The 21,219-nt window shown below is 69.7% G+C and carries 22 protein-coding genes; 12 read left to right on the top strand and 10 right to left on the bottom strand.

Features of this window, described 5'->3' with window-relative positions:
* Nucleotides 1-2: 2 nt before the first annotated feature.
* The 4 genes from ABT304_RS28460 to ABT304_RS28475 form a co-directional block, all read right to left on the bottom strand.
* Nucleotides 3-1,220 carry an MFS transporter gene (locus ABT304_RS28460; RefSeq protein ID WP_350720470.1) on the bottom strand — a complete coding sequence of 406 codons (1,218 nt, stop codon included), beginning with the start codon at nucleotides 1,218-1,220 and terminating at the stop codon, nucleotides 3-5.
* Between the two features lie 90 nt (nucleotides 1,221-1,310).
* Nucleotides 1,311-2,021 (bottom strand): IclR family transcriptional regulator, encoded by a 711-nt coding sequence (locus ABT304_RS28465; protein WP_350720472.1) that lies wholly within the window; start codon nucleotides 2,019-2,021, stop codon nucleotides 1,311-1,313.
* Between the two features lie 51 nt (nucleotides 2,022-2,072).
* Nucleotides 2,073-3,065 carry a DUF5829 family protein gene (locus ABT304_RS28470; RefSeq protein ID WP_350720474.1) on the bottom strand — a complete coding sequence of 331 codons (993 nt, stop codon included), beginning with the start codon at nucleotides 3,063-3,065 and terminating at the stop codon, nucleotides 2,073-2,075.
* Nucleotides 3,066-3,149: 84 nt separating this feature from the next.
* The gene (locus tag ABT304_RS28475) at nucleotides 3,150-3,788 is read right to left on the bottom strand and encodes a LysE family translocator (RefSeq protein ID WP_350720476.1); all 639 of its coding nucleotides are present in this window, start codon (nucleotides 3,786-3,788) and stop codon (nucleotides 3,150-3,152) included.
* 139 nt (nucleotides 3,789-3,927) lie between these two features.
* Between ABT304_RS28475 and ABT304_RS28480 the strand changes: the two genes are divergently transcribed.
* The gene (locus ABT304_RS28480; protein WP_350720478.1) at nucleotides 3,928-5,556 is read left to right on the top strand and encodes an MFS transporter; all 1,629 of its coding nucleotides are present in this window, start codon (nucleotides 3,928-3,930) and stop codon (nucleotides 5,554-5,556) included.
* 7 nt (nucleotides 5,557-5,563) lie between these two features.
* Here ABT304_RS28480 and ABT304_RS28485 read toward each other — a convergent pair whose 3' ends face one another.
* The gene (locus tag ABT304_RS28485) at nucleotides 5,564-6,040 is read right to left on the bottom strand and encodes a DinB family protein (protein WP_350720480.1); all 477 of its coding nucleotides are present in this window, start codon (nucleotides 6,038-6,040) and stop codon (nucleotides 5,564-5,566) included.
* A 59-nt stretch (nucleotides 6,041-6,099) separates the two neighbouring features.
* Between ABT304_RS28485 and ABT304_RS28490 the strand changes: the two genes are divergently transcribed.
* Nucleotides 6,100-6,294: a helix-hairpin-helix domain-containing protein gene (locus tag ABT304_RS28490; protein ID WP_350720482.1), complete on the top strand. Its 195-nt coding sequence runs from the start codon at nucleotides 6,100-6,102 to the stop codon at nucleotides 6,292-6,294.
* Here the strand turns inward: ABT304_RS28490 and ABT304_RS28495 are convergent.
* The 3 genes from ABT304_RS28495 to ABT304_RS28505 are packed head-to-tail and all read right to left on the bottom strand — an operon-like array spanning nucleotide 6,278 to nucleotide 11,234.
* Complete coding sequence (locus tag ABT304_RS28495) at nucleotides 6,278-6,859, bottom strand: histone deacetylase (protein ID WP_350720484.1); 582 nt, start codon at nucleotides 6,857-6,859, stop codon at nucleotides 6,278-6,280. The genes ABT304_RS28490 and ABT304_RS28495 overlap by 17 nt on opposite strands.
* A 44-nt stretch (nucleotides 6,860-6,903) precedes the next feature.
* A complete protein-coding gene (gene recQ, locus ABT304_RS28500) occupies nucleotides 6,904-8,718 on the bottom strand; it encodes a DNA helicase RecQ (RefSeq protein WP_350720485.1) in 1,815 nt (604 codons plus the stop codon).
* 35 nt (nucleotides 8,719-8,753) lie between these two features.
* Entirely contained in the window at nucleotides 8,754-11,234 is a 2,481-nt protein-coding gene (locus tag ABT304_RS28505; RefSeq protein ID WP_350720486.1) for an MMPL family transporter, read from the bottom strand.
* Nucleotides 11,235-11,371: 137 nt separating this feature from the next.
* Between ABT304_RS28505 and ABT304_RS28510 the strand changes: the two genes are divergently transcribed.
* From ABT304_RS28510 to ABT304_RS28520, 3 genes are read left to right on the top strand one after another with little or no spacing between them, the layout of a single operon-like run.
* A complete protein-coding gene (locus tag ABT304_RS28510; RefSeq protein WP_350720488.1) occupies nucleotides 11,372-11,950 on the top strand; it encodes a TetR/AcrR family transcriptional regulator in 579 nt (192 codons plus the stop codon).
* A 60-nt stretch (nucleotides 11,951-12,010) separates the two neighbouring features.
* Nucleotides 12,011-12,475 carry a methyltransferase family protein gene (locus tag ABT304_RS28515; RefSeq protein ID WP_350720490.1) on the top strand — a complete coding sequence of 155 codons (465 nt, stop codon included), beginning with the start codon at nucleotides 12,011-12,013 and terminating at the stop codon, nucleotides 12,473-12,475.
* Between the two features lie 56 nt (nucleotides 12,476-12,531).
* Entirely contained in the window at nucleotides 12,532-12,828 is a 297-nt protein-coding gene (locus ABT304_RS28520; protein WP_091048948.1) for a GNAT family N-acetyltransferase, read from the top strand.
* A gap of 13 nt (nucleotides 12,829-12,841) precedes the next feature.
* On the opposite strand, the gene ABT304_RS28525 is transcribed toward ABT304_RS28520, so the two are convergent.
* Entirely contained in the window at nucleotides 12,842-13,753 is a 912-nt protein-coding gene (locus tag ABT304_RS28525) for a hypothetical protein (RefSeq protein WP_160024814.1), read from the bottom strand.
* A gap of 137 nt (nucleotides 13,754-13,890) precedes the next feature.
* On the opposite strand from ABT304_RS28525, the gene ABT304_RS28530 reads away from it, so the two are divergent.
* The gene (locus ABT304_RS28530; protein ID WP_350720492.1) at nucleotides 13,891-15,552 is read left to right on the top strand and encodes an FAD-binding dehydrogenase; all 1,662 of its coding nucleotides are present in this window, start codon (nucleotides 13,891-13,893) and stop codon (nucleotides 15,550-15,552) included.
* 10 nt (nucleotides 15,553-15,562) lie between these two features.
* Here the strand turns inward: ABT304_RS28530 and ABT304_RS28535 are convergent, their stop codons facing one another.
* Nucleotides 15,563-15,886, bottom strand: a complete 324-nt coding sequence (locus ABT304_RS28535) for a DMT family transporter (RefSeq protein WP_160024812.1) — start codon at nucleotides 15,884-15,886, stop codon at nucleotides 15,563-15,565.
* Nucleotides 15,887-15,970: 84 nt separating this feature from the next.
* Here ABT304_RS28535 and ABT304_RS28540 point away from each other — a divergent pair, with 84 nt between their 5' ends.
* The 6 genes from ABT304_RS28540 (at nucleotide 15,971) to ABT304_RS28565 (ending at nucleotide 21,065) form a co-directional block, all read left to right on the top strand.
* Nucleotides 15,971-16,522 carry a TetR/AcrR family transcriptional regulator gene (locus tag ABT304_RS28540; protein WP_350720494.1) on the top strand — a complete coding sequence of 184 codons (552 nt, stop codon included), beginning with the start codon at nucleotides 15,971-15,973 and terminating at the stop codon, nucleotides 16,520-16,522.
* 10 nt (nucleotides 16,523-16,532) lie between these two features.
* The gene (locus ABT304_RS28545) at nucleotides 16,533-17,219 is read left to right on the top strand and encodes an NUDIX hydrolase (protein ID WP_350720496.1); all 687 of its coding nucleotides are present in this window, start codon (nucleotides 16,533-16,535) and stop codon (nucleotides 17,217-17,219) included.
* Nucleotides 17,220-17,501: 282 nt separating this feature from the next.
* Nucleotides 17,502-18,617 carry an ABC transporter substrate-binding protein gene (locus ABT304_RS28550; RefSeq protein ID WP_350720498.1) on the top strand — a complete coding sequence of 372 codons (1,116 nt, stop codon included), beginning with the start codon at nucleotides 17,502-17,504 and terminating at the stop codon, nucleotides 18,615-18,617.
* 2 nt (nucleotides 18,618-18,619) lie between these two features.
* Nucleotides 18,620-19,453 carry an ABC transporter ATP-binding protein gene (locus tag ABT304_RS28555; RefSeq protein ID WP_350720500.1) on the top strand — a complete coding sequence of 278 codons (834 nt, stop codon included), beginning with the start codon at nucleotides 18,620-18,622 and terminating at the stop codon, nucleotides 19,451-19,453.
* Complete coding sequence (locus ABT304_RS28560; protein ID WP_350720502.1) at nucleotides 19,453-20,262, top strand: ABC transporter permease; 810 nt, start codon at nucleotides 19,453-19,455, stop codon at nucleotides 20,260-20,262. The genes ABT304_RS28555 and ABT304_RS28560 overlap by 1 nt, the downstream gene beginning before the upstream one ends.
* Nucleotides 20,238-21,065, top strand: coding sequence for an ABC transporter permease (locus ABT304_RS28565; RefSeq protein WP_350720504.1), 828 nt, complete (start codon nucleotides 20,238-20,240; stop codon nucleotides 21,063-21,065). The genes ABT304_RS28560 and ABT304_RS28565 overlap by 25 nt, the downstream gene beginning before the upstream one ends.
* Nucleotides 21,066-21,219 lie beyond the last annotated feature (154 nt).

The following is a 21,219-nucleotide window of genomic DNA, read 5'->3' on the forward strand; positions in this document are numbered from 1 at the left end:
GGTCAGTTGCTGGGATGTGCCGGCACGGTCAGCAGAGCCAGCATGGCGATCACGGCCGCGCCGGCGAAGGCGTAGAAGCCCCACGGATAGGCGATGCCGGCGGTGAGGAGCGCGCCGCCGAGGAACGGCCCGACGATCGCGCCGACCCGGCCGATGCCGGCGGACATGCCGAGCGCCGTGCCGCGGATCCGGGCGGGGTAGAGGTGGCTGACGAATGCGTAGACCAGCACCTGCGCGCTGAAGACGAAGATGCCCGCGGCCAGCACCGCGGCGTACACCAGGAAGCTGCTCTCCATCTTGATCGACAGCAGGGCCAGCATCAGCGCGGCCACGCCGAACCAGGTCACCACCGTCGGCTTGTTGCCCTTGGCGTCGGAGATCAGGCCCGCCAGGACGAGTCCGATCACGGCGCCGACGTTCAGGGTGAGGAGCAGGCCGAGCCCGGCGTCGAGGGAGTAGCCCGCCTCGCCCATGATCGTCGGCAGCCAGGTGTTGAGGCCGTAGACCAGCAGCAGTCCACAGAACGACGCCGCCCACAGGCCCAGGCTGACCCACAGCAGGCGGCCGCGGACGACCTCGGAGGGACGTACCTTCTCGGCCTCGACGGTCTCCAGGTAGGCCTGCGACTCCGGGAGCTTCGCCCACATCACGGGGACCGTCAGCAGGCCCGCGACGCCGCCGATCACGAACATCGCCTCCCAGCCCAGGTGCGGGATCACCCACAGGGCCAGCAGAGCGGTGAGTACGGCTCCGACGTGGTAGCCGGTCATCATCCGCGTCATGGCCGTGCCCGAGCGTCCCTGGCGGGCGTGCTCGCTCATGAACGCCAGGGCCGTCGGCAGGCAGGCGCCCAGGCCCAGACCTGCCAGGAAGCGCAGCACGATGAACACCGTGGCGTTCGGAGCAAAGGCGACGGCCAGGGTGAGCAGCGAGAACAGCGCGATGCTGCTGATCAGGGTCCGGCGACGGCCGAACCGGTCGGCGAGCGGGCCGATGGCCACGGCGCCGATGCCGACGCCGATCAGGCCGACGGTGGCGGCCGTGGTCAGCGACGCCTCGGTGAACCCGAGCGCGCCGGTCCCCGCCAACGTGGGGATGACCGCTCCTAGAACGACGAGGTCATAGCCATCGAGGGCGACAGCGAGCCAGCAGAGGACGACCGGCCACAGGCTCCGGGTATCGCCACTGACGGTGGACGATGTGGTTGCGGACACATTCATGGGGGCGAACCTACGAGCACTCGCCCTGTGATCATCGACACAGCTTCCACTCAGTGGAAGCATCGCCGAAATTTTTCCTAGCCGACTTCCTCAGAGCCGCCGGCCGATCGACTGTGCGGCGACACGGAGTGCGCCGTACAGCCTCTGTTCGCTGCCCTTGAGCGTGGGCACCACCAGGCCCAGGGAGGCGACCACCTCGTCGCGGCGATGGATCGGGACGGCGATCGAGCAGGCGCCGAGGCTCATCTCCTCGCGGGTGGTGGCGTAGCCCTTGTCGAGCACCTGCCGCAGCTGTCTGCGGAGGACGCCCGGCTGGGTGATCGTGTAGGGGGTGATCCGGGTGAGGGCGCCCAGCACCGCGTCCTGGACCTCGACCGGAGCGTGGGCGAGGAGGACCTTGCCGACGCCGGTGGTGTGCAGCGGCAGGCGCCCGCCGACCTTGCTCACCACCGGGACGGACTGGTTGCCGCGCAGCCGGTCGAGGTAGACCACCTCGAGCTCCTCGCGTACGGCGAGATGGACGGTGGCCAGGGTCGCGCCGTAGAGGTCGTGGAGGAACGGTTCGGCGACCTGGCGCAACCCGGTCTCGGCAGGGGCCAGGTGGCCGATGTCCCAGATCTTCCGGCCGATGACGTACTCGCCGGAAGGAAGACGCTCCAGGGCACCCCACCGGAAGAGCTCGCCCAGGAGCCGATGGGTCGTGGCGAGCGGAAGGTCGGCGCGGGCAGCGATGTCGCTGAGCGACATCGACCGGTGCTGCTCGTCGAAAGCGCTCAGGATCGCAAGTGCCCGGCTGGTCACGCTCGTGCCAGTCTGTCGGGTGTTCCCTGCCATTGCTGCGGAGATTACTCCTCAGCCGCCGAACGCGGGGTGGAGCGGCCTGCCGGACCCCTGGGAGCGGGCGGTCGCGGTGGCCTCGATCGGGTCGAAGGTCCACAACGCGTACGCCCCGGGGCCGACGTGCAGCGTCGAGTTCCCGATCGTCTCGGTGTGAGGCTCCTCGGCCGCCTCGTTGAGGGCGAGGATGATGTGGCGTACGCCTGCCTCCTCGGCCTGGACCGGGAGCAGGCGGATCGTGGTCATCCCGTCGAAGGCGAGGACGCCGCCGTCCTTGAGGACCCGGATGGTGATCCCGGCTGCGCGCCACAGCGGCACCATCTTCTCGATGTCGGCGGCGGTCGTGGCGATCTGGATGCCGATGACGTCGCGCAGCTGGTGGTCGAGATAGCGGTCGCGGTTGTAGCGGTCGCGGCTGACGTCGCCCTCGTAGGCGGCGGGCGGGAAGGAGAGCCGCGGGTCTTCGAGGAACTCGTCGCGATACTCCATCGCCCAGGAGAAGAAGGTGTCGTAGGTCGCGGTCGTGTAGGTGACGTCGAACCACGGGATCGGGTTGCCGCCGCCGAGGTCGGTCACCTGGGTGAACTCGACCGGGTCGGCGACCAGCTCGCGCAGGTTGTCCGTGGCGGTGGCCAGGTCACCGTCCTTGTCGGCGGACACGGCGAGCCCGGTGTCACCGGCGACCGCGTCGGGAGCGTCGCCCGGCCCGAAGAACTCCAGGTAGGTCTCCTTGCCGAGCAGGTAGCGACCCGTCCAGGTCGAGGTGCCGTCGTTGCCGGTGCTGATCCGGCGGTCGGCGAACTCGCCCAGGTAGTCGGAGTGCTCGATCGCGTCGGCCGTCTCCCGGTCGACCATCGCCCAGGCGTGGTTGAAGGCCAGGAGCGGGTCCGGACGCCCTTCCTCGGCGCGAGCAGGCTCGGTGGCGTGGGCGGGAGTCGCCAGGGCCCCCGAGGTGATGGCGAGCGAGGCGAGTGCGGCCGCGATGAGGCCCGAGAGTGGAGTCCGCATGCGTCCCAGTCTCGATGACCGAGGCGCTCCTGTCTTCGGAATTCGGCGGCTGACGGCCGGTTGCCGGCGTTCGGCTCGGGTCGGTCAGGCGCCGTGGGATGCGGTCGCCAAGGTGGCGCCGAGTCCGATCATCACAACGCCGCCACCGGCGCCGAGGCCGTCGAGACGCTTGGGCTTGCGGGCGAACCAGGCCTTGGCGCGGCTGGCAGCGAAGACCCAGCCGGAGTCGCAGGCAAAGGCCATCGCCGAGAAGATCGCACCCAGCAGGAGGATCTGCGGAACGGCCGGCGCCGAGGTGTCGATGAACTGGGGCAGGAACGCGAGGTGGAAGACGATCGTCTTCGGGTTCGTCGCGCCGACGATGACGCCGGTGCGGACCGCGCCCCACCCGCTCACTCTCGCAACCTCGCCACCGTCCAGGGCCGCGCGGGCATCGCCGCGGTGACGGATCGCCTGGATCCCGAGATAGACGACGTACGCAGCGCCGACCAGCTTCACGACCGTGAACGCCGTCGCGGACGCGGCCACGAGCGCGCCGAGCCCGATGGCCACCGCCAGGACCTGGAGGAACTGGCCGGACGCGTTGCCACCCACGGACAGCACCGCATCGCGGCGTCCGGCGGTCAGAGCCCGGCCGAGGGCGAAGAGAACGCTCGGGCCCGGGATCAGGATGAAGACGAAAGAGGCCAGCGCGAAGGCGGCGAACTGGTTCAGGGACGGCACGAGTCTGATTCTCCGGCACGGCAGGCCAGACGTACGAACCATTTCTGGCAGGCGAGACGAGGTTCGGGCGCACGGTCCCGGTCCGGATCACGCGCCATGGGTGATTCGCAAGCCGCGCTGGTCGTCTCGAATGGCTGTCATGAGCAACGTGACAGGCGCAGCCGTGACCGCCGGATCACGAGCCGTCCTGTTCACGCTCGCCTCGGCGCAGTTCCTGATGACCCTGGACAGCTCGGTCATGAACGTCTCCATCGCAACGGTGGCCGAGGATCTCGACACGACGGTCACGGGGATCCAGACGGCCATCACCCTCTACACGCTGGTGATGGCCAGCCTCATGATCACAGGCGGAAAAGTGGGCCAGCTGCTGGGCACCAAGCGGGCCTTCGCGATCGGCTGCGTCATCTACGGTGTCGGCTCATCGACGACGGCACTGGCTCCCAACCTGACCGTGCTCCTCATCGGATGGTCGTTCCTGGAGGGTGTCGGGGCCGCGCTGATCATGCCGGCGATCGTCTCGCTCGTGGCCACGAACTTCGCTCGGGCCGAACGACCGCGCGCCTATGGACTGGTGGCGGCAGCAGGCGCGATCGCAGTGGCCGCAGGACCGCTGATCGGCGGAATGCTCACCACGTACGCCTCATGGCGGTGGGTGTTCGCCGGAGAGGTCCTGATCGTGTTGGGCATCCTGCTCCTCACCAAGAGGATGACGGACGCGCCCGCAGACCCGAGCGCACGCCTCGACCTGGTGGGCACCGTGATATCGGCGCTCGGGCTCGGCCTGGTCGTGTTCGGGATCCTGCGCGCGGGGGCCTGGGGCTTCCTGATCCCGAAGGAGGGGGCGCCGTCATGGCTCGGCGTCTCACCTGTCCTCTGGCTCGTGATCGCCGGTGGACTCGTGCTCCGGGCGTTCCTGGGATGGGAGCGACGGCGCCAACAGGAGGGGAGGTCAGCGCTGATCGACCCGGCGATCCTCGACAACGGAGTGCTACGTGGCGGCCTGACGTCCTTCTTCTTCCAGTATCTCCTGCAGGCCGGCCTGTTCTTCTCGGTGCCGCTGTTCCTGTCGGTGGCCCTCGGACTGTCCGCGGTCGAGACCGGGGTGCGCATCCTTCCGCTGTCCCTCACCCTGCTGCTCGCCGCGGTCGGCATCCCGAAGCTCTTTCCAAACGCCTCGCCCCGCAGGGTGGTCAGGGTCGGGTTCGCCGCCCTCTTCGCCGGCAACGTCTCTCTGCTGGTCTCGCTCGAGGTCGGCGTAGGGCCCGAAGTCGTCACCTGGCCGATGCTGCTGGCCGGACTCGGCGTGGGAGCGCTGGCCTCGCAGCTGGGCAGTGTCACCGTCTCTGCGGTCCCAGACGAGCAGAGCCCGGAAGTCGGCGGGTTGCAGAACACGGTCACCAACCTGGGCGCGTCGATCGGCACGGCCCTTGCGGGCGCCGTGCTGATCTCTGCCCTGACCTCATCGTTCCTGACCGGGATCCAGAACAACCCCGACGTCCCCGACAGCCTCTCCTCGACCGCCGCGGTCGAACTCGCTGGAGGAATCCCCTTCGTCCCTGACGACGAGCTGGAGGACGCCTTGGCCGACGCCGGCGTGCCGGACAGTACGTCCGCCGCCATCATCGAGGAGAACACGGCCTCCCGCCTCGACGGGCTGCGGGCCGCCCTGTCGGTGCTCGCGCTGATCTCTCTCGTCGCCCTGTTCTTCGCCCGCCGAGTGCCCACCAGGCAGCCCGGTGCCGAGCCGACCGTCTCGAGCGGGGCGTGAGCAACAGCTAGCCGACGCGGGAAGCCTTGATCTGCTCCACGAGGATGTCGCCGTGCCCGGCGTGGCGGGCGAGCTCCTGGATCATGTGCGCGTAGATGAACCGCAGCGACACCGGGTTGCCGTGCCAGTCGAACTCATCGTCCAGCTCGTGTCCGGCGGCGATCTCGCGGGAGCGTTCGCAGGACGCGCGGTGGGCCGCCCGGACGGATTCGACCGTGTCCTCGGGGTCCGGCAGGAAACTCGCGTCGACGGTGTCGGGCAGCCGGATCTCCTGGCGCGGCACTCCCGCCACCCTGGCGTGGAACCACACCTTCTCCACGAAGGTCGCATGCTTCACCAGCGCCAACGGGGTGGTCAGCGACGGGACCAACCGCCGTCGCGCCTCCTCGTCGTCGAGGTCCTCGAGGATGGCGTTGATCTCGTCCCGCTGGATGTCGACCATTCCTTCGAGAAGCGCGCGCTCGTCCGCCTGTCCGATCTTCATGCGGGCAGGCTAGCCCGGACGTCTGCTCGTCCCGGCGCCCGGGCAGTAGCCTGGCCGCCATGTCGACGACGAACGACGCGGGGCCGGTCTTCGATGGCGTGAAGATCGGGCGGCCCGCGACAGGCGCGCTGCTCGCTGCGGGCTATCGCACGCTGTCAGATCTTCCGGACGACCTGGATGCTCTGCTGACGCTCCACGGCGTCGGACCCAAGGCCGTGCGCATGCTGCGCGAGGCGCTCAGCAGCGCTCCCTGACGTACGCCTCCGCCTGCCGGTGATCCCAGCCGCGTGACTCCTCGAGCCCGCGAACCAGCATCGAGACGTACGCAGCCGACGGCTGGGTGTGGGGGACGGCGTCGAAGCCGTGCGGCGCGGTGAAGGTGAGCATCGGGAGGCCGTCGCGGCGACCGACCTCGATCAGGGTCTCGTAGTGGCCCGGGCCGGCCTCGTGGCGGCCCTTCTCGAGCCCGTCGATGACGACCTTCTCGATCGGGTCGCCGACGGTGGGCAGCCGGTCCATCTCCTGGGCGGCGATGTCGGCGAACTGCTCGGCGGTCATCCGGAAGGCCCGGGCAGCAGTCCACGACCCGGCCGCGTCGTGGTCGTAGAACGCCACCCCACCGGTCCACGTCGTCGACTCACCCGTGAAATAGAGTCGCCCGGGGAGATCGACAGCGGCGTCGTCGACGGGCATGGCCGGCGTACGGGCCCCGACGTACGACCGCCGCGCACCCTCCGGTTGGCCACCGAGGAGATAGGCGCGGAGACGGTCGCGGCACATGTTGGATCCATAGCTGACGTACCAGACCTCAGAACTCATCGCGGCGCAGCCTACCGAGGGCGCGGGAGCGAGCAGCCGGCGACCTAGAGAGCGGCGAGCACGCCGTCGGCGTACTTCTCCAGCTTCGCCTCGCCGATCCCGCTGATCGTGCCGAGCTCCTCGCGGCTGGCCGGCAGCCGGGTGGCGATCTCGCGGAGCGTGGCGTCATGGAAGACGACGTACGCCGGCACGCCCTGCTCCTTGGCGACCTCGCCGCGCCATGCCCGCAGCCGCTCGAAGACCTCGGCGGCCTCGGGCGAGAGGTCGGCGGCGGCCACCTTCGGCTTCCGCTCCCCGGAGCTGCGACGGGCCTGCCGCGGCGGCTCCTTGCGGAGCATCAGCTGCTGCTCGCCGCGCAGCACCGGGCCGGCGGGCTCGGCCACCGAGAAGACGCCGTAGCGGGTGTCGACCGCGAGCATCTCCCGGGCCAGCAGCTGCCGGATGACGGAGTGCCAGTCGCTCTCGGCGATGTCGGTGCCGATCCCGAAGACCGAGAGCTCGTGGTGGCGGAACTGGCGGACCTTCTCGGTCTCCTTGCCCCGCAGGATGTCGACGATCTGCCCGGCCCCGAAGCGCTGTCCGTTGCGCTCGCGGTCGAGCCGGATGACGGTGGAGAGCACCTTCTGGGCGGGCACGGTGCCGTCCCAGGACTCCGGCGCGGCCAGGCAGGTGTCGCAGTTGCCGCACGGCTCGGCGGCCTGGCCGAAGTAGCGCAGCAGCTGCACCCGGCGGCAGTCGACGGTCTCGCACAGCGCGAGCATCGCGTTGAGGTGCTGGCCTAGCCGGTGCTTGTGGGCGCGGTCGCCCTCGGAGGTCTCGATCATCTGCCGCTGCTGGACGACATCGGCGAGCCCGTAGGCCAGCCACGCGGTCGACGGCTGCCCGTCACGCCCGGCCCGGCCGGTCTCCTGGTAGTAGCCCTCGACCGACTTGGGCAGGTCGAGATGAGCCACGAAACGTACGTCCGGCTTGTCGATCCCCATCCCGAAGGCGATCGTGGCGACCATGACGATGCCGTCCTCGCGCAGGAAGCGGGACTGGTTCTGAGCGCGGGTCCTGGCGTCGAGACCCGCGTGGTAGGGGAGCGCCGGGATCCCGGCGCCGACCAGGGTCGCGGCAGTGCGCTCGACCGAGTTGCGCGAGAGGCAGTAGACGATGCCGGCCTCGCCGGGATGCTCGGTGCGGATCAGGTCGAGGAGCTGCTTGGCCGGCTTGTCCTTCGGGGCGATCCGGTACTGGATGTTGGGCCGGTCGAAGGAGGCCACGAAGTGACGGGCGTCCTCCAGGTTGAGCCGGGAGGCGATCTCGCGCCGAGTCTCGGCGGTGGCGGTCGCGGTCAGCGCGATCCGCGGCACCTCCGGCCAGCGCTCGTGCAGGTGGGAGAGCTGCAGGTAGTCGGGCCGGAAGTCGTGACCCCACTGGGAGACACAGTGGGCCTCGTCGATCGCGAACAGCGAGATCTTCGCCTGGTCGAGCAGCCGGCCGGTCTCGGGCACCCGCAGCCGCTCCGGGGCCAGGTAGAGCATGTCGAGCTCACCGGCGAGCAGCGCCTTCTCCACCTGCTGCCGCTCGTGGGGCATCTGGGTGGAGTTGAGGAAGCCGGCGCGTACGCCGAGCGCGGAGAGCGCGTCGACCTGGTCCTGCATCAGCGCGATCAGCGGTGAGATGACCACCCCGGTCCCGGCCCTCACCAGGGACGGGATCTGGTAGCACAGCGACTTCCCGCCACCGGTCGGCATCAGAACGAGCGCATCGCCGCCGCCGGCGACGTGCGCGATGATCTCCGCCTGCTCGCCGCGGAACTCGTCGTAGCCGAAGACGCGGCGCAGGACATCCAGCTCGGGAGTCAGCGCATTCACGCGAGTGACCCTATCGGCCGCCACCGACGGTCTCCTCAGACAGAGACCTTCTCCCGCTTGACCGTGGCGCCGTCGGCTTCGTCGGCGCCGTGGGCGCGCTCGAGCGCGGCACCCTCGACGTCCACGTTCGGCAGGATGCGGTCGAGCCACTTCGGCAGCCACCAGGCGGAGCGGCCGAGCAGGTGCATCAGCGCCGGCATCAGCAGCATCCGGACGATGAACGCGTCCAGCAGCACCCCGAGCGCGAGCCCGAAGCCCATCGAGCGGATCATCACCGACTCGGCGAAGATGAACCCGCCGAAGACGGAGACCATGATCAGGCCGGCCGCGATCACGACCGAACGCCCGGCCCGGAAGCCCTGGGCGACGGCGATGCGGGCCGGGGCGCCGTGGACGTACGCCTCACGCATGCCGGAGGCCAGGAACAGCTGGTAGTCCATCGCCAGGCCGAAGAGGATCCCGACCAGCAGGATCGGCAGGAAGCTCAGGATGGGGCCGGTGCTGTCGAGACCGATCCACTCCGCGCCGATGCCCTTCTGGAAGACCGCGACCACGACGCCGTACGTCGCCAGCAGCGAGAGCACGAAGCCACCGGTCGCGATGAGCGGGACCAGGATCGAGCGGAAGACCAGGATCAGGATCAGCAGCGAGAGGCCGACGACGACGGCGAGGTAGGGGAGGAGTACGTCGTTGAGCCCCTGCGACACGTCGATCGCGACCGCGGTGGCGCCGGCGACGCCGAGCGTGATGTCCCCGTTGACCGCCGGCATCTCCCGGATCGCGTTGACCAGCTCGTTGGTCGAGACGCTGTTGGGGCCCTCCTCGGGGACAACCTGGAACGCCGCCGTGCGACCGTCCTCGGAGACCGCGGCCGGGGCCACGGCGCGTACGTCATCGAGGTCCGCCAGCGCCCTGGCGACCGTCAGCTGGGCCCGCTGGATGCCGGCCTCGTTGAGGCCGTCGGGCAGCTCGGCGGCGACCAGCAGGGGGCCGTTGGCGCCGGCGCCGAAGCTGTCCTCGGTGATCGTATAGGCGGTCTTGGCCAGCGAGCCCTCGGGCTCGGAGCCGCCGTCGGGGAGGCCGAGGCGCATGTCGAGGGCGGGGACCGCGAGAGCGAGCAGGGCGACCACGGAGGCGACGACCGTGACCAGCGCCCGCCAGGTGGGCATCGGCGTGGCGTGGGCCTCGGCGGCGTCCTGCTCGGCGACCTTCTTCCGGGCGCGCTTGGAGACGATGCGGCCACCGACGAGGCCGAGGATGGCCGGAGTCAGCGTGATCGCGACCAGGACGGCGATCGCGACGCAGGCCGCGCCGACCGAGCCCATCAGGCCGAGGAACGGGATCCCGGTCATGTTGAGGGCGACCAGCGCGACGATCACGGTGGAGCCGGCGAAGACGACCGCCGTGCCGGCGGTGCCGTTGGCGAGCGCGATCGACTCCTTCACGTCGGCGCCGTGGAGCAGCTGCTTGCGGTGCCGGTTGAGGATGAAGAGCGAGTAGTCGATGCCGACCGCCAGGCCGAGCATCAGACCCAGGATCGGGGTCATCGACGCCATCTGCACGACGCCGGAGAGGGAGAGCGCGCCGAGCGCGCCGATGCCGACTCCGGTCAGCGCGGTGACCAGCGGGACGCCGGCGCCGAGGATCGTGCCGAGCATGACCAGGAGGACGATCGCGGCGACGCCGACGCCGACGATCTCACCGGGACCCATCGGGTTGGGCGCCTCCTGGGAGATGTCGGAGGAGACGCCGATCTCGACGCCGTCGATCGGGTTGTCGGTGAAGTGGTCGACCGTGGCCTTCTTGGTCTCCTCCGACATCTCCAGCCGGCCGACGGAGTAGGCGACGTTGACGAGGGCGGCCGAACCGTCCGCGGAGACCATCCGGATCTCCTCGGAGAGCTCGAGCAGCTCGGCGCCGTTCTCGGCCTTGGCGGTGTTGGCCTCGAGGTCGGCGGCACTGTCGTCGAGCTTGGACTGCTGCTTGTCGAGGGCGGCCTGCTGGGCGTCGATCTGGGTGGTCGGCATCCCGGCGGCCTGCAGCTGGGCGCGGGCCGTGTCGATGTCGGCCTGCGCCTTGTCGAGCCTGGCCTGGGCGCTGTCGAGCCGGGTCCGGCCGGCCTCGAGCCGGGCCTGGCCCTCGGTGACCTTCTCGGCCTGCGCCTTGCGCTGGGCCTCGGTCTGGAACGGGTCGGTGACCGCGGCGACGTCGGGGAGGTCCTCGGCGCTGCTGATCAGCGCCCGGATCTCCTGCTTCTGGGTCGCGCTGAGCGGGGTGCCGTCCTCGGTCCGGAAGGCGATCGTGCCGGAGCCGCCGGCCAGGTCGGGCAGCCCCTCCTGGAGCTCGTCGACCACCTCGGACGACGGCAGGCCCGGGATGTCGAAGCTGGTGGTGAGCTCGCCGGACCAGGCGACGTACGCCCCGGCGGCGCCGGACAGCGCCAGCACCCAGGCAAGGATCACAAGCCAGGCGCGGCGCGCGGCCGACTTGCCCAATCGGTACAACAGCTCCGCCATGACGGCATCCCTCCGGTAATACGCAACGGTGCGTCCAGTTAATCACCTGTGCGCCGATGGACAAGGGCTGCTGAGCGAGTGATGTGTCACACCTGTGCCGTGGCCAGGAGATGCCACGGGCTCTTAGGATGCCGTTCATGCCAGCGTCAGCAGGAGTGCGCCGAAGGGGTGCCGTACGCAGCGAGGAGGCTCGCATGGCGGTCCTCGACGCGACCGGGCGGCTCTTCGCCAGCCAGGGCTATGACCACCTCACCATCGAGGGAATCGCGGCCGAGGCCGGTGTCTCCAAGCAGACGATCTACCGCTGGTGGTCCTCGAAGAGCGCGGTCGTCGCCGACGCCATGATCGAGGACCTGCTGCTGCCGGACCACCCGGTCGTACCAGACACAGGGGACATCCGCGCCGACCTGATCGCCTGGATGCAGAGCCTCATCGACCTCGTCGCCCAGCCCGGCAACGACGGCCTCGTCCGCTCGCTCGTCGCGGCCGCCTGCGAGAACCCCGACATCGGCACGCGCCTCAACGACGCGCTCGGCATCACCGCCACCGTCTCGACCCGTATCGAGGCGGCCGTCGAGGCCGGCCAGCTGCCCGCCGACCTGCCGGTCAAGGAGTTCGTACGCGCCTTGGTCGGTGGCTTCGTGCTCCACTCCCTCGAGCGCACGGAGCCCGCTCCGGACGTCGCCGAGCGCCTGGTTCGCGCGCTCTTGCACTGAACTTCTCTTTACCCAAGAAAGAGGGGTACGGACCTTCGCGGCCCGGCTACGGTGGAACGCATGCCGAAGGTGCCGCCGCCCGTCTACGTCGCCGTGGGCCTCGCCGCCCAGCATCTGCTCGCTCGGGGCCGCCGACCCACGCTCGTGCGGTCCGTCGCGGCCGGTCTCCTCACGGCCGGCTCGGTCTATGTCGCCGGCGGAGCCGCCCGGGCGTTCAAGCACAAGGACACCACGTTCAACCCGCTCGAGCCCGAGGGTGCGACCGCGGTCGTCACCGACGGGCCGTTCCGCTACACCCGCAACCCGATGTACGTCGGCATGGCCGGTCTCCTCACCGCCCACGCCGTTCTCCGCGGTGGCTGGCTGCCGCTCGTCCCCGTCGCGGCCTTCGTCGCCGTCATCGATCGCACCCAGATCCCCGCCGAGGAGCGCGCCCTGTCATGGAGCTTCGGCGAGGCGTACGACTCCTACCGGAGTGCCACGCCCCGCTGGCTCGGTCCGGTCCGGGGCGTCCCGCGTGGCTGAGCTCCTCCACACCGTTCTCGACACCACCGACGTACGACTATGCGCAGAATAGGCGCGTGAGCGAGATCGAGTACGTAGACAACCCGGCCAGGCATCGCTACGAGATCCGTGACGGCGAGACCGTCGCGGGGCTGGCGGCCTACCGGCTGCCCGACGACGAGCACGTGGACTTCGTGCACACGGAGGTCAAGGAGGCCTACAACGGGCAGGGGCTCGCCTCGAAGCTGGTGGCGTTCGCGTTGGCCGACGTGAGGGCGAAGGGGAAGCGGATCATCCCGCATTGCCCGTACGTCGCGGGGTGGCTGAAGCGGCACGGCGAGGAGTACGCCGACATCACCGACTGGCCGGCCTGATAACGAGGCTCGATCAGAGGGAGTCTGCCGACTTCCGCGGCTCCAGGCCCAGCTTGGCCAGGGGAGTGCAGGTCATGTGGGCCGAGGGCCAGGTCTGGCCCCGGGAGGAGCCGCGGGAGTAGGGCCTGGCGCCCGACTGGTAGGTCACGAAGAACTCGTCCCCGACCTCTGCGACGCCCTCGGCCAGGTTCGGGAGCCACTGCAGAGCGCGGGGCCGGATCGTGACCCGGTCCTGCACGATCAGCTGGCTGCGTCGGGCGGGGCCACGGTTGACGCTGAAGACGTACTCCTCCTCCCGGACGACGACGCCCTGGGTGCCGACGGGGGTGCGTACGCCGATCGGGGTCTTGATCTGCCAGGTGTCGTCCTTGCGGATGTACTTGTAGAGGCGGTTGTTCGCGTGCGACCCGACGTAGAGCAGGTCCTTCGCGGCGGCGAGGTAGGAGCCGGCGGCGAGGGCGACCAGCGGGGAGACGGTCGAGACGGTCGAGAGCGGTTCGGCGTGGACGATCTGGGTCAGTGAGTAGCGGTAGAGGCGGGGCGGGTTCCCCTCGCGGCACACGTAGACCTCGTCGCCGATGACCGCGACGCCGCCGGCGTTGACCGGGCCGCTGACGCTGCCCTTCGGCCCGCCGAGGTAGACGGCGTTGATCAGCTCGCCCGATGGCCTGTCGATCAGAGCGAGCGCGGAGCCGAGCTTGTCCCCGTAGTAGCCCTGCAGGAGCAGCTCGGCCTCGGGGGAGTACGCCAGGCCCTGAGGGATCCAGCCGTGGTCCTCGTCCCCGGTGAGCACCCCCGCGGTGGCGATGTGCGGGATCAGCGGACCGAGTCTGCTGCCGCTACGGCCCAGCCAGGTCTCGGTGCGGTCGATGCCGCGTTGGACCCACTTCTGCTGCCTCTTGGCCATCACCTTGGGGTCGATCACGATCAAAAAATCTATCCGCTCGGGCACCGATCGACGGTCGCTTCGGGGTGCGAGTCCGCCAACTGTCCATCTGACGGAACGGTCGGGCGACAGGTTCCATGTACTCGCGGGTAGATATGGTGGCAGGATCTGCCGACATGACGAAGCACGCCGACGTGATCGTGGTAGGAGCCGGCCTCGCCGGCCTGGCAGCAGCGGCCGAGGTCGCGGACGCGGGAAAGAGCGTTCTCCTGGTCGACCAGGAGCCGGAGCAGTCACTGGGCGGCCAGGCCTTCTGGAGCCTCGGCGGGCTCTTCCTCGTCGACAGCCCCGAGCAGCGCCGGATGGGCATCCACGACTCACCCGAGCTGGCGCTCCAGGACTGGATGGGCTCCGCCCAGTTCGACCGTGACGAGGACCTGTGGCCGCGGCGCTGGGCCGAGGCGTACCTCGACTTCGCGGCGGGCGAGAAGCGGTCCTGGCTGCGCCAGATGGGCCACCGGATCTTCCCGGTCGTCGGCTGGGCCGAGCGTGGCGACGGCCGCGCGGACGGCCACGGCAACTCGGTGCCGCGCTTCCACATCACCTGGGGGACCGGGCCGGGCGTGGTCGAGCCGTTCGAGCGGCGGGTGCGTGCCCACGCCGACAGCGGCCGGATCACCTTCGCCTTCCGGCACCGCGTCGACCATCTCGTGGTCGAGGACGGAGCCGTCGTCGGCGTACGCGGCAAGCTGCTCGAGCCCAGCGACATCGAGCGCGGCCAGGCCTCCTCGCGCACGGAGGTCGAGGACTTCGAGCTCAGTGGCCAGGCCGTGATCGTCACCTCCGGCGGCATCGGCGGCGACCACGACCTCGTCCGCAAGCACTGGCCCGCCCGCCTCGGCACCCCGCCGAAGTCGATGGTCTCCGGCGTCCCGGCGCACGTGGACGGCCGGATGCTCGCCATCACCGGAGCGACCGGCGCCAAGATCATCAACGACGACCGGATGTGGCACTACGTCGAGGGCATCCGCAACTGGGACTCGATCTGGGCCAACCACGGCATCCGGATCCTGCCCGGCCCCTCATCGCTGTGGCTGGACGCGACCGGCAAGCGTCTCCCGGCGCCGTTCTTCCCCGGCTTCGACACCCTCGGCACGCTCAAGCACCTGCGTCAGACCGGCTACGACTACTCCTGGTTCGTGCTGACCGAGAAGATCATCAAGAAGGAGTTCGCGCTCTCCGGATCCGAGCAGAACCCGGACCTGACCGGCAAGGACATCAAGCTGCTCGCCGAGCGGGCGCGCAAGGGTCCCGGGCCTGTGAAGAGCTTCATGGAGCACGGCGAGGACTTCGTGGTCGCCGAGAACCTCACCGCGCTGGTCCACGGCATGAACGGCCTCGCCGACAAGGACCCGACCGGCCCGCAGATCAAGGAGAGCGAGCTGCGCCGGATCATCGAGGCCCGCGACCGCGAGATCGCCAACAACTTCACCAAGGACGCCCAGATCACCGCGCTGTACGCCGCCCGCCACTACCGCGGCGACAAGCTGCAGCGCACCGCCAAGCCCCACCGGATCCTCGACCCCGAGGCCGGCCCGCTGATCGCGGTCAAGCTGCACATCCTCTCCCGCAAGACCCTCGGCGGGCTCGAGACAGACCTGTCCGGCCGCTGCCTGACCGCCGCCGGCACCCCGCTTCCGGGGCTCTATGCGGCCGGCGAGGTCGCGGGCTTCGGCGGCGGCGGGATGATGGGCTACAACGCGCTCGAGGGCACGTTCCTCGGCGGCTGCCTGTTCTCGGGACGTACGGCGGGCAGGGCCGCGGCCGCGGCGATCTGACCCGGTCGGCTCAGTGGGCGCCGGAGAGGTTCAGCCCGACCACGCCGACGACGATCATCGCCAGGAAGCCGGCCTTGGCGGCGGTGAGGTGCTCACCGAGGAACATCACGCCGATCCCCGCGACCAGGGCAGTGCCGAGGCCTGACCAGATGGCGTACGCCACCGAGACCGGCATCCGCTCCACGACCACCGAGAGCAGCCAGATCGAGGCGCCGTAGCCGGCCAGGACGGCGACCGACCAGCCGAGGTTGCGGAAGCCCTCGGTGCGGGGGAGCAGCGCGGTGCTGACCACCTCGATCGCGATGGCGGCGACGAGCAGAATGGCGGCGTACATCTTCGGGTCCTCCTGAGGCGCATGTAGCGACTGCTACATCATGCCAAATGTAGCAGTCGCTACATGTTGGGCATAATGCTTTTCATGGACCGCAAGGAGGAGCTCCTCGGGCAGGTGGTCGACCACGTGCTGGAGCACGGGCTGATCGGCCTGACCCTGCGTCCGCTGGCGGCGGCGATCGGCACCAGCGACCGGATGCTGATCTACCACTTCGGCGGTCGCGACGAGCTCGTCGCCGCGGTGGTGGCGCGCACCAACGAGCTCTCCGTCGCAGCGATCGCGGCGCTGGAGCCGGCCGATGACGTACGCGCCGGGGTGGAGACCCTGTGGCGGGCCTACCGCACCGAGCCCCTGCACAGCTGCCTGCAGATCTACCTGCAGGCAGCCGCGACCGGGCTGATCGGGATGGAGCCCTATCGCTCGGTCGTCCGGGAGACCAACGAGCTGTGGTACGCCGCGCTGCGCGACTACCTCACCGCCTGTGGCGCGCCGCCCGAGCGTGCGGGCCGGATCGTCACGCTCGTCGACTCCTCGCTGTTCGGCTTCCACCTGGACCTGGCCACCGACCGGCCCGACGAACTCGCCGCCGGAGTGGCGGATCTCGCCGCGGCCGCGGGAGCGATCGCCGAGCGTTAGGGTCTGCCACGTGGAGTGCCCCAAGTTCGCGGTCAGCGTCGATCTCGTCGTGCTCACCGTGCGTGACGACGCGCTCTGCGCCCTGGTCGTACGCCGCGGCATCGAGCCTTATCGAGGCGCCTGGGCGCTTCCGGGTGGGTTCGTCCTCGACGACGAGGGCCTCGAGGAGGCGGCGGCGCGCGAGCTCGCGGAGGAGACCGGCATGCGGCCGGGCAGCGTGCATGTCGAGCAGCTCGCGACGTACGGCTCTCCGGGGCGGGACCCGCGGACGCGGGTCGTGACCGTCGCCTATCTCGCGCTGGCGCCCGACCTGCCGGTGCCCGCGGCCGGTTCGGACGCGGCGGAGGCGCAGTGGTGGCCGGTCGACTCGCTCCTGGCCGGCGGCGGCCTCGCCTTCGACCACGCCGCGATCCTGCGTGACGGTGTCGAGCGCGCCCGCTCCAAGCTGGAGTACTCACCGCTGGGTGCGGCGTTCTGTGCCGAGGAGTTCACCGTCGCCGAGCTGCGCCGGGTCTACGAGATCGTCTGGGGCGAGCGCCTCGACCCCCGCAACTTCCATCGCAAGGTCACCAAGACCGAGGCCTTCCTCGAGCCCACGGGCACCACGACGACCCGGGACGGTGGCCGGCCGGCTCAGCTCTTCCGCCGGGGCTCCGCCGAACACCTGCATCCGCCGCTGCTGCGGCGTACGACCTGACGGTTTGGTCACCGAAAGGTCTCGGGCTGATCACGAACCGATAACGGCGAACTCGGTGTGGTGGATGGCACACACGACGCGGCCGAACGCGTTGGGTAACTAGACAACAGTCACGGCATTCTTGTCCAGCGGACGCCGTGTCTCGGGACCGAACGCCCTGTTCGAGAGTTCGTCTTGAAAGGGTCGTTACAACGCCGAAACGCCAGTGCCAGCCCCTGAAACCTCCGCTCGCTACGGTCCCCGAAACCTATGCGTGACACTCCTCGAAGGGAACTCGTTTCGATGTCTACCCCCGCCTCTCGGACCTCGCGACGTACGTCAGTTCAACGCCGGGCCGCCGCGGCCCTGCTGACCCTGGTCGCCGCCACCACTCTGGCCGCCTGCGGCTCCGACTCCGAAGAAGGCAGCAGCGAGGAGGGCTTCGGCACCATCTCGATGCAGTACTCCTGGATCAAGAACGAGGAGTTCGCCGGCGAGTTCTACGCCGAGGACAAGGGCTACTACGAGGAAGCCGGCTTCGACGCGGTCAACGGCATCTCCGGCCCCGACACCGGCGTGGCCAAGCTGCTCTCCGGCAAGGTCCAGGTCGCCATCAACGACGCTGCCTCGGTCGGCTCCGCGATCGCCGAGCAGGAGGCGCCGCTGAAGATCATCGGCGCCACCTTCCAGAAGAACCCGTTCACCATCCTCTCCCTCAAGGACGGCGGCAACATCGCGACGCCGGCCGACCTCAAGGGCAAGAAGATCGGCGTCCAGGACTCCAACGTCAACGTCTTCAAGGCGATCCTGGCGGCCAACGGCCTGGAGGAGAAGAAGGACGACATCACCGTCGTCCCGGTCGAGTTCGACCCGACCCCGCTGATGAAGGGCCAGGTCGACGGTTTCATGGCCTATCTGACCAACGAGTCGATCACCGTCGAGATGGCCGGTCACGAGGTCACCAACCTGCCCTACGCCGAGAACGGCGTGCCGTACGTCGCCGAGACCTACACCGTCACCGACCAGTACCTCGCCGAGAACCGCGACCTCCTCAAGGCGCTGCTGACCGCCGAGATCAAGGGCTGGACCGAGACCTTCAAGAACCCCTCCGACGAGGTCGTCAAGGTCGTCACCACCCACTACAACCAGGCGGCCAGCGACTCCGACGGTCTCGAGGCCAGCTTCGGTGAGCTCGACCCGGTCAAGACCAAGCGTGGTCTCGAGGAGTCGCAGAAGCTGATCTCGACGCCGGAGACCGAGAAGAACGGCCTCTTCACCATCTCCGAGGAGCTCCAGCAGCAGACCGTCGACTCGCTCGCCGCCGCCGGCTGGGAGGTCTCGGCCGAGGACCTGTTCGACACCTCGATCATCGACGAGATCTACGAGGAGAACCCCGAGCTCAAGGACTACCAGAAGTAGTCATGGCCGAGAACAAGCTCATGGATGCCGGTGCTCCCGCTGCGGAGACCGGTGGCGGCACCGGCATCCACATCTCCGGAATCAGCAAGGTCTTCGGCTCCGGGTCGAAGGCAGTCACAGCGCTCAAGGACACCGAGCTCCACACCGACCAGGGCTCGTTCCTGGCCCTGCTGGGGCCTTCCGGCTGCGGTAAGTCGACGATCCTGCGGATCCTCGCGGGCCTGGAGACGCCCACCAGCGGAGAGGCGTACGTCGACGGCAAGGCTCCCGCCGAGCTGCGGCGTGACTCCGAGCTGGGGATCGCGTTCCAGGACCACGCGCTGCTGCCGTGGCGCTCGGTGGTCGGCAACATCAAGCTCGTCTTCGAGGTCGCCGGCCGCCGTCCCGACATGTCCTACATCCACGAGCTGATCAAGCTCGTGGGGCTGGAGGGCTTCGAGAAGGCGCGCCCGGCGCAGCTCTCCGGTGGGATGCGGCAGCGGGTCTCGATCGCCCGCGCGCTCGCGCTGAAGCCGTCGGTGCTCCTGCTCGACGAGCCGTTCGGCGCGCTGGACGACATGACCCGGCAGAACCTCAACCTGGAGCTGCTGCGGATCTGGACCGAGAAGCCGGCGACCACGCTGCTGGTCACCCACGGCGTGAACGAGGCGATCTTCCTCTCCGACCGGGTCGCGGTGATGTCGCCACGACCGGGCCGGATCAAGGAGATCATCGAGGTCGACCTTCCCCGGCCGCGCACGCCCGACATGATGCGTACGCCGGAGTTCCACGCGCTGGCCGACCGGGCGTCCGAACTGCTCTTCGGTGACGACGGGCGCGCCGAGGCGGAGTCTTGATGCGGCTGAGTCAACAGCTGGCCGGCTGGGTGGCCGGTCTGATCGGCGTGGTCACCCTCTTCGTGCTGTGGGCCGTCGTGGCCGTGACCGTGTTCCCGCCCGACCCCGGCACCGGGTTCACGCCGGTGCCGCCGCCGTGGACGGTTCTCTCCGAGATGGCCGCCGCGGGGCCGTCGGCGTTCTGGGACGGCGTACTCCGGGAGACGCTGATGGAGGCGTCGATCGGGTTCCTCTGGGGCAACCTGATCGCCCTGCTGCTGGCCTCCCTGGTGCTGCTGGTGCCGTGGCTGGAGCCGATGATCATGCAGATCGCGGTGACGACGTACTGCCTGCCCGTGGTTGCCGTGGGCGGCATCTCGATCGTGGTCCTCGGCGGCGCCGAGCAGCCCGGTGACCCGTCGAAGACGTCGATCTTCCTGGCCGCGCTGATGGTCTTCTTCACGACCGTCGTCGGCGCCGTGCTCGGGTTCAAGTCGGCCGATCGCGCCTCGCTCGACGTGGTGCGGGTCTACGGCGGGTCGGTGTGGACCCAGCTGGTGAAGGTACGCCTCGTCGCGGCCGTGCCGGCGATCCTCAACGCGCTGCAGATCGCGGTGCCGACCGCGATCCTCGGTGCCGTGCTCGGCGAGTACCTCGGCTCCACCGACCGTGGCGTCGGGCGCACGCTGATCGTGCTGCAGGGCAAGCCCGACCCGGAGCGGCTCTGGGCCGTCTTCCTGGTCTGCGCCCTGGTCGCCCTGGCCGGCTACCTGCTGCTGGGGCTGGTCTCGCGTCTGGTGACGCCATGGGTCGCTGGGAGGTCCGGATGAGGTCGGGTGCCAAGGGTCTGTCGCGGGCCGTCCTGGGGCCGGTGCTGCACACCGTCGCCGCGCTGGCGATCGTGGTCGTGCTCTGGCAGGCGTTCGTGTCGTTCTCCAGCGTCTCGGAGTTCGTCGCGAAGGGGCCTCTGGACGTCGTCGACCACCTCTTCACCGGGCCGGACGCGGCTGCCCACCGGGCGGAGCTCTTCCCGCTGACCTGGGTGACCCTGAGGGACGCCGCGCTCGGCTTCCTCGCCGGGATGGCGATCGCAGTGGTGGCGGCGGTGCTGTTCAACCTGTCGCGTACGGTCGAGGCCGGCGTGATGCCGCTGGCGCTGCTGCTGCGCTCGATCCCGCTGGTCGCGATCGCTCCGGTGGTCATGCTGATCACCGGCCGTGCCTCGACCGCCTCGGTCGTGGTGCTCGGGATCATCGTGGTGCTGTTCCCGGCACTCGCCGCCGTCCTGTTCGGGCTCTCGCAGGCCTCGCCGCAGTCGCTGGACCTCGTCGCCGTCTACGGCGGATCGCGGCTCACCGCGATCCGCAAGGTGTCGCTGCCCGGCGCGCTCCCGTCGATCTTCGCCGCCGCCCGCGTCTCGGTGCCCGGCGCCGTCACCGGCGCGCTCCTGGCCGAGTGGCTCTCGACCGGTAAGGGCATCGGCGGCAACATCCAGAAGTTCCCCGCCGCCGCCCGCTTCGACGACCTGTGGGCAGCCGTGGCGATCATCACCGTGGTCACGCTGGTGCTCTACAACCTCGTCCAGCTCCTGGAGTCGGTCGCGCTGGAGCGGATGGGGATGACGACCCGCTAGCGCCGAGGCGTCACGTACGTCGCGCGAAGCGTCACTCCCGTCGGGGGGGGGGGGGGGGCGGAAGCGCCCCCGCGCCCCCGCGGGGGGTTACGCGAAGGGCGTTAAAGTGATGGGGAGCGAAGGCATCCAACCGCAGGAAAAGGTGAGACACGAC

The organism is Nocardioides sp. NPDC000445 (genome assembly GCF_040300245.1).
GTDB lineage: Bacteria > Actinomycetota > Actinomycetes > Propionibacteriales > Nocardioidaceae > Nocardioides.